At 39.0% G+C, this 14658-nt stretch carries 17 protein-coding genes and 1 tRNA gene; 16 read left to right on the forward strand and 2 right to left on the reverse strand.

From position 1 onward, the window contains the following. The first annotated feature begins 1 nt into the window (after position 1). The 3 genes from rplI to EL241_RS00195 all read left to right on the forward strand — a co-directional run bounded on the left by rplI (position 2) and on the right by EL241_RS00195 (position 3306). A complete protein-coding gene (gene rplI / locus EL241_RS00185) occupies positions 2-448 on the forward strand; it encodes a 50S ribosomal protein L9 (RefSeq protein ID WP_036105227.1) in 447 nt (148 codons plus the stop codon). Positions 449-468: 20 nt separating this feature from the next. Further along, on the forward strand, positions 469-1836 hold the full coding sequence (gene dnaB, locus EL241_RS00190; RefSeq protein ID WP_036105225.1) for a replicative DNA helicase: 1368 nt from the start codon (positions 469-471) through the stop codon (positions 1834-1836). 177 nt (positions 1837-2013) lie between these two features. After that, complete coding sequence (locus tag EL241_RS00195; RefSeq protein WP_036105223.1) at positions 2014-3306, forward strand: adenylosuccinate synthase; 1293 nt, start codon at positions 2014-2016, stop codon at positions 3304-3306. A 62-nt stretch (positions 3307-3368) separates the two neighbouring features. Here the strand turns inward: EL241_RS00195 and EL241_RS00200 are convergent, their stop codons facing one another. Then, entirely contained in the window at positions 3369-4004 is a 636-nt protein-coding gene (locus EL241_RS00200; protein WP_036105220.1) for a GntR family transcriptional regulator, read from the reverse strand. A gap of 162 nt (positions 4005-4166) precedes the next feature. Here EL241_RS00200 and EL241_RS00205 point away from each other — a divergent pair. From EL241_RS00205 to EL241_RS00235, 8 genes are all read left to right on the forward strand, one after another. Continuing rightward, positions 4167-4239, forward strand: a tRNA-Lys gene (locus EL241_RS00205). A 241-nt stretch (positions 4240-4480) separates the two neighbouring features. Further along, positions 4481-4774 (forward strand): hypothetical protein, encoded by a 294-nt coding sequence (locus tag EL241_RS00210; protein ID WP_036105216.1) that lies wholly within the window; start codon positions 4481-4483, stop codon positions 4772-4774. Positions 4775-4930: 156 nt separating this feature from the next. Next, a complete protein-coding gene (locus EL241_RS00215; RefSeq protein WP_126320240.1) occupies positions 4931-5929 on the forward strand; it encodes a DUF3644 domain-containing protein in 999 nt (332 codons plus the stop codon). 323 nt (positions 5930-6252) lie between these two features. After that, on the forward strand, positions 6253-6807 hold the full coding sequence (locus EL241_RS00220; protein WP_126320241.1) for a hypothetical protein: 555 nt from the start codon (positions 6253-6255) through the stop codon (positions 6805-6807). A gap of 14 nt (positions 6808-6821) precedes the next feature. Next, a complete protein-coding gene (locus EL241_RS00225) occupies positions 6822-7106 on the forward strand; it encodes a hypothetical protein (protein ID WP_126320242.1) in 285 nt (94 codons plus the stop codon). Between the two features lie 469 nt (positions 7107-7575). Beyond that, positions 7576-8211, forward strand: a complete 636-nt coding sequence (locus EL241_RS00230) for a hypothetical protein (RefSeq protein WP_052009124.1) — start codon at positions 7576-7578, stop codon at positions 8209-8211. Between the two features lie 13 nt (positions 8212-8224). After that, positions 8225-8377, forward strand: coding sequence for a hypothetical protein (locus EL241_RS13580; protein WP_159099836.1), 153 nt, complete (start codon positions 8225-8227; stop codon positions 8375-8377). Positions 8378-8773: 396 nt separating this feature from the next. Then, positions 8774-9283, forward strand: coding sequence for a DinB family protein (locus EL241_RS00235; protein ID WP_036105210.1), 510 nt, complete (start codon positions 8774-8776; stop codon positions 9281-9283). Positions 9284-9572: 289 nt separating this feature from the next. Here EL241_RS00235 and EL241_RS00240 read toward each other — a convergent pair whose 3' ends face one another. After that, positions 9573-10154, reverse strand: coding sequence for a LysE family translocator (locus tag EL241_RS00240; protein ID WP_052009123.1), 582 nt, complete (start codon positions 10152-10154; stop codon positions 9573-9575). Positions 10155-10236: 82 nt separating this feature from the next. On the opposite strand from EL241_RS00240, the gene EL241_RS00245 reads away from it, so the two are divergent. The 5 genes from EL241_RS00245 to EL241_RS00265 all read left to right on the forward strand — a co-directional run bounded on the left by EL241_RS00245 (position 10237) and on the right by EL241_RS00265 (position 14565). Continuing rightward, entirely contained in the window at positions 10237-10788 is a 552-nt protein-coding gene (locus EL241_RS00245) for a helix-turn-helix domain-containing protein (protein WP_232020836.1), read from the forward strand. Between the two features lie 65 nt (positions 10789-10853). Beyond that, entirely contained in the window at positions 10854-11486 is a 633-nt protein-coding gene (locus EL241_RS00250; RefSeq protein WP_126320243.1) for an ECF transporter S component, read from the forward strand. Between the two features lie 23 nt (positions 11487-11509). Further along, complete coding sequence (locus EL241_RS00255) at positions 11510-11755, forward strand: single-stranded DNA-binding protein (RefSeq protein ID WP_036105209.1); 246 nt, start codon at positions 11510-11512, stop codon at positions 11753-11755. Positions 11756-11914: 159 nt separating this feature from the next. Further along, positions 11915-12733, forward strand: coding sequence for a MarR family winged helix-turn-helix transcriptional regulator (locus EL241_RS00260; protein WP_003756696.1), 819 nt, complete (start codon positions 11915-11917; stop codon positions 12731-12733). Between the two features lie 65 nt (positions 12734-12798). After that, positions 12799-14565 carry an ABC transporter ATP-binding protein gene (locus tag EL241_RS00265; protein ID WP_126320244.1) on the forward strand — a complete coding sequence of 589 codons (1767 nt, stop codon included), beginning with the start codon at positions 12799-12801 and terminating at the stop codon, positions 14563-14565. The last annotated feature ends 93 nt before the right edge of the window (positions 14566-14658 follow it).

A 14658-nucleotide genomic window follows, 5' to 3' on the forward strand; every position in this document is an offset into this window, starting at 1 on the left:
AATGAAAGTTATTTTCTTACAAGATGTAAAAGGTAAAGGTAAAAAAGGCGAAGTGAAAAATGTTGCAGATGGTTATGCACAAAACTATCTTATTAAAAACGGTTATGCCGCAGAAGCAAACAATACAACACTTAGCGCTTTACAAGCTCAGAAGAAGAAAGAAGAAAAACTAGCAGCAGAAGAATTAGAAGAAGCGAAAGCATTGAAAGAAAAAATCGAGAACTTAACAGTCGAATTGAAAGCAAAATCTGGTGAAGGCGGCAGATTATTCGGCTCCATCACTTCAAAACAAATCGCACAAGAATTGCAAAAATCACAGGGGATCAAAGTCGACAAACGTAAAATCGACTTGCCGGATGCGATCCGTAGTTTAGGACATACAAAAGTTGAAATCAAATTGCATCATGAAGTAAGTGCGACACTTGACGTCCATGTAACAGAAGAATAAGAACAAAGGAGCGTAATGAAGTGGATGATAATTTTCTAGATCGTACGCCACCACAAAATATCGAAGCGGAACAAGCAGTTATTGGCGCCGTTTTTCTAGAACCCAATGCGCTGATTACAGCTTCTGAAATATTGATGCCAGATGATTTTTACAGACGTGCCCACCAGCTTATCTTTGAATCGATGCTGGATCTGAACGACCACGGGAAAGCCGTGGATATTTTAACGGTTTATGAAACGCTCGCTGCCGAAGGGAAATTAGAAGACGTAGGCGGACTCGCTTACTTAACAGAACTTTCCAGCGCCGTTCCAACCGCTGCCAATTTGGAATATTATGCGCATATCGTGGAGGACAAAGCGCTGCTGCGCAGATTGATCCGCACAGCAACACAGATCGCCACAGATGGCTATTCGCGTGAGAACGAACTAGATATGGTAATGGACGAAGCCGAAAAAAGTATTTTGGAAGTGTCCCAACGTAAAAATGTAGGTGCTTTTAAAAATATCAAGGACGTTCTTGTCAAAACCTATGATGACATCGAGACCCTCCATAACCGCAAAGGCGATATTACGGGAATCCCGACAGGATTTAACGAGCTGGACAAAATGACAGCTGGTTTTCAGCGAAACGACCTTATTATCGTTGCTGCCCGACCTTCCGTCGGTAAAACCGCCTTTGCACTCAACATTGCCCAAAACGTGGCAACGAAGACCGATGAAAACGTAGCGATCTTCAGTCTCGAAATGGGCGCCGAACAGCTAGTTATGCGTATGCTTTGTGCAGAGGGAAATATCAATGCCCAAAATTTGCGGACAGGTGCTTTGACCAGCGATGATTGGCAAAAACTGACGATCGCGATGGGAACATTGTCGAATTCCGGAATCTACATCGACGATACTCCTGGCGTACGCGTGAACGAGATTCGTTCGAAATGTCGTCGTTTAAAACAGGAGACAGGTCTCGGCATGATCGTGATCGACTACTTACAACTGATTGCCGGAAGCGGCCGCGGCGGCGAAAATAGACAACAAGAAGTTTCCGAGATCTCGCGTTCTTTAAAAGCCTTAGCACGTGAATTAGAAGTCCCCGTTATTGCTTTGTCGCAGTTATCCCGGAGTGTGGAACAACGCCAAGACAAAAGACCGATGATGTCCGATATCCGTGAATCAGGTTCCATTGAGCAAGATGCTGATATCGTTGCCTTCCTTTATCGAGAAGATTACTATGACCGCGAAGGCGAAAATGACGGTACGATCGAGATCATTATTGCGAAACAGCGTAACGGGCCCGTTGGCGACGTCAAACTTGCCTTTGTGAAAGAGTATAATAAGTTTGTAAACCTAGAAATACGCTATGATGATGCCATGGCACCACCGCCAGGCGCGTAAATAAAACCAGTCCTAATCATTTAAGGGCTGGTTTTTTGTCATAAAAGCGAACAATAAAAAAACTCCATTTCACATCGTTCGTGAAAAAGTTGACGAATGGAACGGCAAACGGTACAATAAGGAGTGGAAAAATGGCTAAGTAAATTTAGCCCAAGACCAATTAAATGAGGTGTTTAAATGTCTTCAGTTGTTGTTGTAGGAACGCAATGGGGCGATGAAGGAAAAGGGAAAATCACAGATTTTCTTTCGGAAAATGCGGAAGCGATCGCGCGTTATCAAGGTGGTAACAATGCAGGTCATACGATCAAATTCGATGGTGAAACATACAAATTGCATTTGATTCCATCCGGCATTTTTTACAAAGAAAAAATCAGCGTTATCGGGAATGGGATGGTAGTAGATCCTAAAGCGTTAGTAGAAGAATTGAAATATTTACATGATAAGGGAGTAGATACTTCTAATTTACGTATCTCCAACCGTGCACACTTGATTCTTCCTTACCACATTCGCATTGATGAAGCGGATGAAGAACGCAAAGGCGCTAATAAGATCGGAACAACTAAAAAAGGCATCGGTCCAGCTTACATGGACAAGGCTGCTCGCGTTGGTATCCGTGTGGTGGATCTGCTTGATAAAGAAGCATTTAAAGAAAAATTAAGCCATAATCTACAAGAAAAGAATCGTTTGTTAGAACGTTTCTATGAATTAGAAGGCTTCCAATTAGAAGATATTTTAGAAGAATACTACGAATATGGACAACAGTTCAAAGAGTACGTTTGTGATACATCTGTTGTATTGAACGACGCGCTAGATGAAGGAAAACGCGTTTTATTTGAAGGTGCTCAAGGCGTTATGCTGGATATTGACCAAGGAACATATCCATTCGTTACTTCCAGTAATCCAATTGCCGGTGGTGTTACAATCGGAAGCGGCGTTGGCCCGTCAAAAATCAATCATGTCGTTGGCGTTGCAAAAGTATATACAACACGTGTAGGCGATGGACCATTCCCGACTGAATTATTCGACGAGATCGGCAACACGATCCGTGAAGTTGGTCATGAATATGGAACAACAACTGGAAGACCGCGCCGTGTCGGCTGGTTTGACAGCGTGGTTGTCCGTCATGCACGCCGTGTGAGTGGACTGACCGATCTATCATTGACATTATTAGATGTGTTGACAGGAATCGATACACTTCGCATTTGTGTTGCCTATGAACTAGACGGGAAAACAATCTCTGAATTCCCGGCAAGTCTGAAAGATTTAGCACGATGCAAGCCAGTATATGAAGAGCTTCCAGGTTGGAAAGAAGACATTACAGGCGTAAAATCGTTAGACGATCTACCGGCAAATGCGCGTCATTATATGGAACGCATTGCTCAGCTTACAGGCGTTCAAGTATCGATGTTTTCCGTTGGTCCTGACCGCAACCAAACACATGTAGTAAAAAGCGTTTGGCGCTTGGCATAAAATGATAAAACGACTAAGCAGAGCGCTTAGTCGTTTTTTTGTATGTTTCACGTGAAACACCATTATTCAGCTTTGTCGGGATACAGAAAATTAGTGACCCGTTGCAGTGAAAATTCATTCCCAATGAAATAAATAATATCATTCTCTTCAAATTTCGCATAGGGTCCCGGAGAAATAATCAATTCATCCTCATGTTTGATCGCGATCAGTGTGGCAGCAGTGCTTTGCCACAGATTCATTTCTTGGATCGTCTTGCCGATATATGGAGTATGCGCCTCGATTTCCAGTTGAAAAGGTGTTAAGGGATTGATTGTTTGGAACCGTTTTGTTTGATCAAGCAGTTCTTCTACCAATTGATGAAAACGGTGGCTTTCCTCCGACTGCTGTTTCAAACTGTCTTTGATATCAGCATGCAGCTCACTAATGGACTGGACTTCCTTATATTGATTAATGAATTTAATCGCATTATCATAGGATTTGATATAGGCACCACTGCCATGTTTGATCTCTACGATCTCTAAATCTGCCAATACCAGCAATGCTCTTCTGGCAGTTTCCGCAGAAACATGATAACGACTCGCAATATGTGATTTTGCTTGGATTTTGTCGCCTTCTTTATAACTTCTTTCCATGATCTTAGTGGCAATATCGACAGCGATTTGTTGGTATTTAGATATTCGAACAGCGTGTTGAGCCATTTTATCTCCTTCTCCTTCAAGGTAATATTCTTACCTTCCATTTAAGCGATTTTTCCGTTCACTGTCAAGCACCGAAAAGAACCTAGCTAATTATTGACAGCAAGCATAGCAGGGAGTATACTAATCTTTGTGATGATTTTGCTAAATCACACATGCAAAACCGGGTTGTTAGCTCAGTTGGTAGAGCAGCTGACTCTTAATCAGCGGGTCGAGGGTTCGAACCCCCCACAACCCATTGGGTGCCAAACCCACGAGACCGAAGCACTGTCGGCGTTTTAGGACGTTTGGAAGACGGGGCTTGCGGTCTTTTTTTTATATTTTCAACTATCCTAACAGTTATAGTTGGTTCGCTTTATTATTTACCTGTGCGTAACGCAAAAACAAAAGAAGCGTTTGGAACATTTAAATAAGTCTAATCGGCTGCATTTCGGTGCAGCCTTTTACTATATCAAATAATTGGAAAAAGTTGATGTAAAATGACAAGCGTCAAAGTAGCAGGAATTTCAGTAAACCCAACGAAAGATAATTTTGATCGCAAGGAGGATAAAGGGGTATCTGTCGCAATCAAAAGCACACGGAAGGGAAATGTAGATTATCGCTTATTTGCGGACAAAAAAACGAATGGATCTTGGGTAAAAGTGCAAGAGGCAGAATGGTCTGAAAGTGGCTTGGCACCGAAGCAAAGTTTGGTGGTTGTATATAGATTTAAAGGTTACTTTAAAAAGTCAAGCTGGAACATTCCGGATTGTTATCGGGTTCTATGTGTATAAGGGCAAAACGCGTTTGGGGAATGTTCGCATAAATTCTTTTAAAGTTAAATAATCGAAAAGCCCACTGACAGTTGAGGGTGGGTGTATACATACTTATAATATTGTGTCCATTTTATCTCTATGATATGATTAATAAAAAAGTGGAGAAGGTCAATAATGGGAAACACATACAATATGTTAGTGAAAAAAAGTATTGAAGCATTTTTATTGGGCTTAGAAATATATAATAAACCAACTATCCATTATAGAGTTGAAGGTTTTAGTTTTTTTATATGTAACTCGTGGGAACTTATGCTTAAGGCAAAACTGATTAAGGAAAATGGCGAGAAAAGTATTTATTTCAAAGATAACCCATCTCGAACAGTTTCGTTAGAATATTGTGTTAAAGAAATCTTTACAAACAAACATGATCCTTTGCGATTAAATATTGAGAAAATAATAGAATTGAGAAATGTAAGTACACATTTTATAACTGAAGATTACGAAGTTATATATGCGCCGCTTTTCCAATCGAGTGTTTTTAATTATATGGAAAAGATGAGTTTGTTTCATGATGTAGATATTACAGAATATGTTACTCAAAGTTTTTTATCTCTAGTAATAAAAGAAGATGATTTAGACCCGGCAATTATAAAATCAAAATATTCTCCAGAGACTGCAGAAAAACTTTTAACAACGAAGAGAGAAATAGAGATGATAGAAAAAGAAAATAGCCCAGCCTTTTCTATAGATATCCGGCATAATTTTTATATAACTAAAAAAGTTTCTGATGCGGAAAGTACAGTTAGGATAGCGAAAGATGGGGAGATTCCTGTTCAAATAATAAAAGAGCAGAAAGATCCTAATAAGACCCACTCTTATACTCAAAAGAATTGTGTGAAAGAGATAAATAAGATATTATCTAGAGAAAAAATTACTTTTGAGCACACTTCTATCTATAATAAAATTGTTAGAAAAACATTCAATACAGCTGATTTTCAACTTTTTTTGAAATTCTATGATCTCAAAAATCAAGAAAGATATTGTTATTGTCATGTGTTGGGAACAAATAAGCAGTATACTTACTCACGAGCTATTGTTGATTTTATTATAACTGAAATCAAGAAAAACCCTAAAAAAATTATAGATCATCTCAAAATGAAGACAAAAAAATAAAGATAACCTCAGGAGCAAAGGAATTCTCGATAATAAATTATCTTACTCCCATTCGGGAACCCAGCTTTATCCATCACAAGTTATCTTTTACAACTTAATTATAGCAAATAAAAATATAAGTGTAAACCGATAATCACATAGCACAACCGTAACAGGTTAAACTAACTCACCACCCAGTGGGTTAGTTTATTTTCAATCTTCACAATTGCATATTCACACAATAAATCTCCATATTTCATTCTAAACTGTCACAAAATCTCCACAGACATTTGTCAGAAAATCAGGTAAAATGAATGTTTAAAAATAAATAGGAGTGTGAGAGAATGAAATTAAAGCATCTACTGTACATATTCGTAGCTAGTTTAATGCTATTTTCTGTTAGTGTACCAGCAACGGCAACAATAGCAAAAGAACAAACTGCTAGCCCAGCAGCAAATCAAACAGACGGTAGCCCACCTTCGCCGGGTGGTGGAGTAGGACGAGCACCTGCATCGGGTGGAGGTTATACAAAGCCAACTCCGAAACCAAAGCCAAAGCCAAAATCGAACAAAGGTAAAAAAGGAAAGAAGAAGAAAAAGAAAAAAACTAAAGCTCAACTATTCAAATCAGCTAAGAAAAAAGGTAAAAAGGTTAAGGGGAATAATTCGAAGAAAGTAAGTAAAAAAGGAGATAGTAATTTACCATCAAAAAGCAAAAAATATTCTTCAAAAGATTTAATTGTTGATGGAAAAGTAAAGCAGAGAAGATACTATGGTAAAAATGGAAAAGCAGTATTAGATATTGATTATTTTCATAACCCGATTAAAGGGGTTAAATTTCCACATCGACACAAAATAACTTGGGATAAAAAAGGTAATATGATTAGAGAAAAACATTAAAGGAGGTTTTTACTGTGAAAGATGTAAATGAATTTACCAAAAAGGATGAAAAAGATGTAGATAGAATGTTATTTTTTATTAAAAATGGTAGAGAGATAGAATTCCTCTATAAAAATAAAGAATATTTCATGAGCTATACTGGAGAACTTGGTAGAGCATTAGTTGGTTCTAATGGTGAATTAATAGGTAATACATTTAATGATGATCATGTCAGTTTTTTTTATAATGCTAAAATTGATGGAAAGACCTTGCATGATATTTTCAAAGACAACGAAGCAGAGGTTACCGGGGTCTTATAAGTGCGAACCTCGCTTCGGCGGGGTTTTTTCGTGGGCAGAGCATGGGCAGAACTTAACATCTTTTGTTTATTTTTAATATTTTTTGTTTTTCAACGTCTATATAAAAATCCATTACACAGCCATTACTACCTATTATTTATCACAGCCTATCATCCTATCACAATTCTTCATCTGTGGATCGAGGGTTCGGACTTCCCATAGCGTTTGGGAAATGTCCGCACAAATTCTTTTAAAATGAATTAATATTTTAAGCTAACCTTTATGAGGCGGCTTTTTCATTGTAATCTATTAGGTATAAATGTCTATAAAATCTATAACTCTGTATACAGAAATTATAATTTCGCATCTTTTTTGGTTGTCTAGGACAAAATATGGATCATTTAGGATAATGATGTTGTTAAAGAGCATGTAGAAAGCTATAATTTACGTAGTTGTACAACTTAGATTAATACATTGGAGATGATTATACATGAAAAGAGAAATCAAGAAAAGCTGGATTAGCTCTGTATGTGTATCTTTAGCTTTAACAATGGGAATATCTTTGGTGTTGCCTTCGATTGGAGCATATGCCACCGAAACCCCAATAAAAGAAGTTAAGGATATGCCACAGACTGCGGCAAAAGATGATTTAAGTCAGTATGATCGTTATATTGAGATTGTTAATAATCAATATGTGTTTAGCGCACAAGGTAAAGCTAATATAAATTTAGCAGAAGTTAATCAAGTCCAGCAACAACTGAGCTACACGAATAAAATTATTGCTGACAAGGGTTTGACAATCGACAAAGAAAACCGGACTGCTACTTATTTAGATTTCAGTAGTGCTGCCACTTCTTCTAATAATCTTGTTTCTATTACTGCAAGAAAATATAAACAAGGAGTAACTAAGATAAAATTCCATTGGAATTATGCCCGTGTTTATCTATCAAAAACCGCTGTGAAAAATATTGGATCCGGCATGAGCTTAGGTGGAATATGGATACCCCACCCAATCGTTAAAACTGCTTGTGCTACTTTAGGAGTTGTTGTATCAAGATGCCCAGGTGGAATTTGGTTTGAGTATAATTACTTTGCGACATTTTTAGGCAAATGTGGCTGGCAATAAGGAGAATGTGTAAATGACAAAAGTCCAAATAAACATACTTTGTTCAATAATTGTAATCATCGGTATTGTCCTAAACTTTTTTAGCCCTTCTTTTGTTGGTATTTCTGTGATTGTACTTGCCTATATTTTGCAGACTATTTTGTTTATGAGAGCTAAGAAAAAGTAAGGTCTTACTTTTGAGCCGACCTTCAAGTTTAGAGTCTAGATCTAAATTTGGAGGTCGTTTTCTCATGAGCAGAATGCAACAGCTAGTAAGTCAGGAGTTAATGCTTTAACAGATGCTATAAGAGGGAAAGCTATCTAATTAATCAATCGATTTGTTGCGATTCTGAAAAAGAAGCGATTTCCGTGTACACGCAACCATCTTTTAACAGTCAAGCCACAATCAAATGGAAGCTTATGAATTGGCAACAAGATTTTTGGAGGATCTCTAGATGGATCATCGTAGCGTTAGACCAATAATAATGCCTCTTAAACGGTGTGAAATCCAGTTTTTGGGGAAAACTAAGTACGTAGGACAAAAGCTGTCTGTTTTTATTGCGGACAAAATGGAGGAGATAAGATGAAAGCTACACAATTGTCTATCGATACTTTAGATCGAGCTCAGGAGCGTTTCGTGGATACGCTTGATCAGATGAATGTGGAGGAGGCGAATACGATGCCGAAGCCGCTCATCAAGTCTGTGACCTGGCTTTTCTGGCACACTGCCAAAATGATCGATCAGCAGATTTCTGGTCTTAACAATAGTGAGCCGTTATGGACGAAGGCGGGCTGGCGGGAGAAATTTGATTTGGATCTGCCGGATGATACGCAAGATTGGCGTCATACGCCGGAAGAGGCGGCGAAAGTAGTAGTGACGGATAAAAGTTTGCTGAGTGATTATTTAGCGGAGAGTGTGGGGTTAGCGAAAACCTATTTAGAAAATATTGATGACGAAGCGCTCCATGAGGTGATCGATGAAAATTGGAATCCTCCTGTTACGCGTCAGGTTCGGTTAGTTTCAACGATTGATGATGCGGTGATGCACTCGGGGCAAGCGGTTTATACAAGAAGATTAGTTATTGATAAATAAGTTGTCACTTGTTTGTAGGGCCGAAGTACCATTAGCGTTTAAAACGCTTGGAAATGGGACTTTCGGTCTTTTTTATGCGGAAAAATATTTCACCATTTTTGCGTGTTGAATATCTTTTCGTAAATGTTATTAATAAAGGGATTGTTTAGTTTATCAAAGTCATCGCTAAAGCCTGTGTTTTATAGATAATACATGATATTGTAAGAAACAATCAGACAAGGGTTTTACTTCTCAATATAGGAAGTGTATCATTCATTTAGCATTAAGTGGCTATTATGGTAAAATAACATTAAGAAAATAAAATTTCCACGGCTAAAATAACCAAAATAATAGACATAATCAAATTAAACGCATGCTCGTGTTTCACTAAAAACCGACAAATCTTGCATCCTAGAAAGGCCCATGTATAAGAAGCAAGAAAACCTAGCAAAGCAATGACAGCGACCCATAAGATCAATGCGAGATAATGTACTGTATGTGGAATGACATAGGTTCCCATGGCTGTTACAACATATAAAATCGTTTTTGGATTTAAAAATTGGAGTATGTATCCTTGTAAGAATGTCGGGTGCTTTTCAGTCGTTTGCTTAGATTTATGTGCTGTAAACATCATTTGGTAAGCCAAGTATAGTAAATACAGAAAACCTACTAACTTTAAAATGACATAGAAAACCGGTGTTATAGTTAATAAAAAAGTATTAAAAAACAGGCTGAAAATAGATAAAGTTAAAAAACCGGCACCGATTCCTACTAAAAATCGCAAAGTAGGCTTCATACCTAGGCTAGTTGCATAGCGCATGGCGAGAATATTATTTGGTCCTGGTGTAAAACTCATAAAAAAAGCATAAAATAATGTCAGTAAAATAGTCAATTTAAGTCACATCCTATAAATAGGATTATAATTCCTTTAAGAAGGATAGTCAAATTTGTTTTTCCTAAGGAGCGGATCAAGGATGAATGATATACATATGACAGTGGCGCGTAATTTAAAAGCGCTTCGAAAAAAGCAGGGTATCACATTAAAAAAACTTTCTGAGTTAACTACTGTTAGTACGACAGCTCTTAATGAAATTGAAAAAGGGAAAGTCGTACCTACAATCAATACGTTATGGAAAATTGCTAATGGGCTGAATATTTCATTTAGTGTTTTAGTAGATGACGATTTACCGCAAGTTAAGGTCATCCATAAGGAAAAAATAGACTTTGTGTCGGAAGATGATCAAAAATACCGTGTGTATCCTTATTTTCCGTTTGACCGGAAAGTTAACTTCGAATGGTTTACAGTAGAGATGGATGCAGGTGCTGTACTACGATCAGAGCCGCATTTAGACGGAAGTCAAGAATACTTAATGGTATATGAAGGAAGTCTGAAACTTGAAGTAGCTGGCAGGAACCACCAACTAAAAAAAGGAGATGCAATAAAGTTTGACGCCGATTCTGAGCACGCTTATATCAATGAGGGAGAGGCGATGGCTGTTATCAGTATGATTATTTATTATCTGTAAAAAAGTTTGGTATTCCAGATATAGTTTTCCGAACTGTATAAAAAATCAAGAAAGGACATTCTCATATGTCTAAAAGTAAAGATATCACACTACTAGCAGTATTTACCGGTATTATATTATTATTAGCATTCACACCTTTGGGATTTATTCCTTTGGGCATCATTAAAGCAACGATCATCCATATCCCTGTTATCATTGGTTCTATCTTATTGGGACCAAAAAGAGGGGCGATCTTGGGTGTTGTTTTTGGTGCCACCAGTTTGATCAGCAACACGATCTCGCCGGCGCTTCTATCATTTGTGTTTTCGCCATTTATACCGATCCCGGGTCTGACACACGGTAGCTTATTGGCTTTGCTGATCTGTTTTCTTCCACGGCTGTTAGTCGGGATCTTGCCGTTTTATTTTTACCGCTTTTTTGCTCGGTTATTCAAGTCCCGTAAACCTAGCGTTGCTTATTTGCTGGCGGGGATCGCTGGATCTTTGATCAATACGGTGCTGGTTATGGCGGGAATCTATTTCTTCTTTGGGAATGCGTATGCGAAAGTGCAAAACATTCCGATCAAGGAAGTGTATGGAGCAATTATTTCTATTATTGCTATCAACGGCGTTCCGGAAGCAATCGTTGCGGGTCTGATCACAATGGTCGTTTTGAAGATTGTGAACAACAGTAATCGGTTTAAGCAGTTGTTTCGTTAATAAGCAGGAGGAGGCCTATGAGGATGAAAGAAGTACTTCGCGATTTTTTTCAAATCATTGACAAGGAGTTAGACACACTCCCTGATAAAAGCACCTTCTCGCTACCAGAACTTTACGGCGAGGAAGCATGGGAAAAAATCTATATCGGAGACCGTGTCATGGCGGGTAATCGTTTTCGCCGTGAGGTTTTGCAAGGTCATTATCCGAATGTACGATTGTTGCCGGATAAGGATCACAGACAGCGTACACAGTATGTTAAATCTAACTAATTGTGCCGTGAAAAAGCGCCTGCTACCATAGGGGCGTTTTTTTTTATAAAAAAATTTATCAAAACTGTTGACAAATACTTCGGTACCGAACTATAATAACTCATGTAATAAAGTTCGGTACCGAAGTAATAGTTGAAAATTAGAAATGAGGGTTCTGATATGAGTAGTTTTACAGATGAACTAATGAAACAATTGCGGTTTATCAGTGATGCAGGTAATGCTTTTATGAAGCAGAATAAACAAAGACTTACGGGACAGCAACGTGTGCTGGCAATTTTAAAGATGGAAGACGGGATGAAGCAAAGTTTTTTAGCAGAATTGTTAGATCTACGCCCTAGTTCTATCGCAGAATTAGTGAAAAAAATGGAAGCTGCAGGGGATATCGTCCGGTTAGAAGATGAGACAGATAAACGGATCAAACGAATCCATCTGACGGATCAAGGTCGTGAGAAAGCAGAAAAAAATGCCTCTTTAAAAGAAGCTAATCACAGCGAAGCCTTTTTTGCAGGGCTGACGGAAGCGGAACAACAAGCGTTTCACACAAGCTTAGAAAAGGTCGCAGAAGGATGGGACGCAGATTTTAAAGAGAGTGCAAAGCGCTTTACAGACCCAATGGATCGTTTCCAAAAAATCCAAGAATTCCGAGATTCTTTTTTTGAAGGCTTTGAAAATATGGATCCGGAAGTTCTTAAAAAGATGAGAAAAATGGAGCGACCATTCCATAATCGTTTCGCTGATAATTTGCAAAAAATGTCGCCGGAAGATATTGAGAAGATCCAGTCGATGCGAGAATCATTTATGAACTATTTGAGCGATCATCAAGATGATATGGATCCAGATAAAATAAGAGAAATGCAAGAAGAAATGGCGCATGCGATGCGAGATTTTCATCGGGATGGCGGCGGTCGTCCTCGAGGTTTCGGTAGAGAGTTTCCACATGGCTTTTGGCGTAGAGGAAACAAACCCGAAAATGATTAGAACGCCAAATATAAACACGATTATAGGAAACTTCTGACGTGCTGTTGGAAGAGGAGGAAAGCATTATGGAAAGAGAAGCGGTGTTGTTGGAAGAAAGACCAGCAGCAACAAAAAAATTTAAATTTAAAAACTTTATTCAATTGATCAATAGCGTGAATCCTAAAAAATCACTATTTGTGTTCGGGATGATTTTGAGTCTAGTGACAAGCGGAGCAAGTTTGATCGTACCGCAATTGACAAAAGGATTGGTCGATACGAGCGGCTTATCCAAAATCGACGGTAAAATGCTGGCAGTATTGATTTTGGCGTTTGTTATCCAGCTCGGCTTTGGTACGATCGGTGGCTATCTTCTGCGCTATGTGGGAGAGAGTGCGGTCAAGACACTACGCGAAAAGCTATGGAAGCATTTACTGAAATTGCCTGTTGGTTACTTTGACAATCATAAATCCGGTGAAAGCAGTTCCCGCTTGGTCAATGATACGAGCGTTATCAAGGAACTGGTGACATCGCAATTTCCTAACTTTGTAACTGGTGCGATCCAATTAGTTGGTTCGATGATCATTTTATTCTGGATGGACTGGAAAATGGCTGCCATCATGTTTGGCGCGATTCCTTTGATTGCGCTTATCATCGTACCGATCGGAAAGATCATGTCCCGGATCGGTAGACAGCTTCAATCCGCAATTGCCGATTTTAATGCTGATGTCAGCGAAAAATTGTCGGAAGTTCGCTTGATCAAAGCTAGTAATGGTGAGGAGTTTGAGCGGACGACGGGGGGAAAGATCATTCATAAGATTTTTACACTAGGGATCAAGGATGCTAAAGTCGAAGCAGTTTTGCAGCCGATCATGATGACAACGATGTTGGGATTATTCGTCGGAGTGCTGGGTTATGGTGCTGTTCGGGTTCAAGCAGGAACGCTGACAAGTGGTGCGCTAGTTGCTTTCTTGCTGTATCTGTTTAACATCCTTGCGCCTGCTATGAGTTTTGCGACATTCTTCTCGCAAGTACAAAAAGCAATGGGTTCTACAGAAAGAATCCAAGAAATCTTAGATACTGAATTGGAACCTGCCAAATCCGGCAAAAATATCGATGTTGTCGGAAATACGATCAAAGCAGAAAATCTCTCTTTCAGCTATACACCAGAACGTCCTATTTTGAAAAATGTTTCTTTTGAGGCCAAGCCGAATACGGTAATTGCTTTTGCTGGACCGAGTGGTGGCGGTAAATCAACGATCTTTTCCTTATTAGAGCGGTTTTATCCACCAGTAGATGGAACAATCAAAGTCGGAGATCAAGATATCCAGGATGTCGATTTGACTAGCTGGCGCTCGCAGATCGGCTATGTCTCCCAAGATAGTGCCGTTTTTGCAGGAAGTATCCGTGATAATCTACAATATGGCCTCGAACGAATTTTATCCGACGATGAGTTATGGGAAGGATTATCGCTTGCCTACGCAGATCAATTTGTCCGCGAATTTTCAGATCAATTAGACACGGAAATCGGGGAACGCGGTGTGAAACTGTCAGGCGGGCAAAAGCAACGCCTTGCGATCGCGCGCGCCTTTTTAAGAGATCCAAAGATTCTGATGCTGGATGAAGCCACAGCGAGTCTGGATTCACAATCAGAAGAAAAAGTGCAACGGGCACTGGAACACTTGATGGTAGGCCGGACAACATTAGTGATCGCTCACCGCCTTTCTACAATTGTCGATGCGGATCAAATCTATTTCATTGAAAAAGGAACCGTAACTGGTAAGGGCACACATGCAGAATTACTGCAAAGTCACGAGCTGTATGCAGATTATGTGAACGAACAGATGGTGTCTTAGTAAGTGTTTTGAAAAATGTCCTGCTATGCCGATGATCGATAAACCGCTGGTATTAGGATAACAGTGGATAAACGCTAAAATGAAAATCAAAAA

This window comes from Listeria grayi (assembly GCF_900638015.1).
GTDB lineage: Bacteria > Bacillota > Bacilli > Lactobacillales > Listeriaceae > Listeria > Listeria grayi.

Excerpts from the sequence above, each read along its gene's own strand:
- EL241_RS00210 (WP_036105216.1), top strand. The coding sequence starts at position 4,481 with ATGACAAGCGTCAAAGTAGCAGGAATTTCAGTAAACCCAACGAAAGAT.
- EL241_RS00235 (WP_036105210.1), top strand. The coding sequence starts at position 8,774 with ATGAAAGCTACACAATTGTCTATCGATACTTTAGATCGAGCTCAGGAG.
- EL241_RS00265 (WP_126320244.1), top strand. The coding sequence starts at position 12,799 with ATGGAAAGAGAAGCGGTGTTGTTGGAAGAAAGACCAGCAGCAACAAAA.
- EL241_RS13580 (WP_159099836.1), top strand. The coding sequence starts at position 8,225 with ATGACAAAAGTCCAAATAAACATACTTTGTTCAATAATTGTAATCATC.
- EL241_RS00200 (WP_036105220.1), bottom strand. The coding sequence starts at position 4,004 with ATGGCTCAACACGCTGTTCGAATATCTAAATACCAACAAATCGCTGTC.
- EL241_RS00230 (WP_052009124.1), top strand. The coding sequence starts at position 7,576 with ATGAAAAGAGAAATCAAGAAAAGCTGGATTAGCTCTGTATGTGTATCT.
- EL241_RS00250 (WP_126320243.1), top strand. The coding sequence starts at position 10,854 with ATGTCTAAAAGTAAAGATATCACACTACTAGCAGTATTTACCGGTATT.
- EL241_RS00215 (WP_126320240.1), top strand. The coding sequence starts at position 4,931 with ATGGGAAACACATACAATATGTTAGTGAAAAAAAGTATTGAAGCATTT.
- EL241_RS00220 (WP_126320241.1), top strand. The coding sequence starts at position 6,253 with ATGAAATTAAAGCATCTACTGTACATATTCGTAGCTAGTTTAATGCTA.
- EL241_RS00255 (WP_036105209.1), top strand. The coding sequence starts at position 11,510 with ATGAAAGAAGTACTTCGCGATTTTTTTCAAATCATTGACAAGGAGTTA.
- EL241_RS00195 (WP_036105223.1), top strand. The coding sequence starts at position 2,014 with ATGTCTTCAGTTGTTGTTGTAGGAACGCAATGGGGCGATGAAGGAAAA.
- rplI (WP_036105227.1), top strand. The coding sequence starts at position 2 with ATGAAAGTTATTTTCTTACAAGATGTAAAAGGTAAAGGTAAAAAAGGC.
- EL241_RS00260 (WP_003756696.1), top strand. The coding sequence starts at position 11,915 with ATGAGTAGTTTTACAGATGAACTAATGAAACAATTGCGGTTTATCAGT.
- EL241_RS00245 (WP_232020836.1), top strand. The coding sequence starts at position 10,237 with ATGAATGATATACATATGACAGTGGCGCGTAATTTAAAAGCGCTTCGA.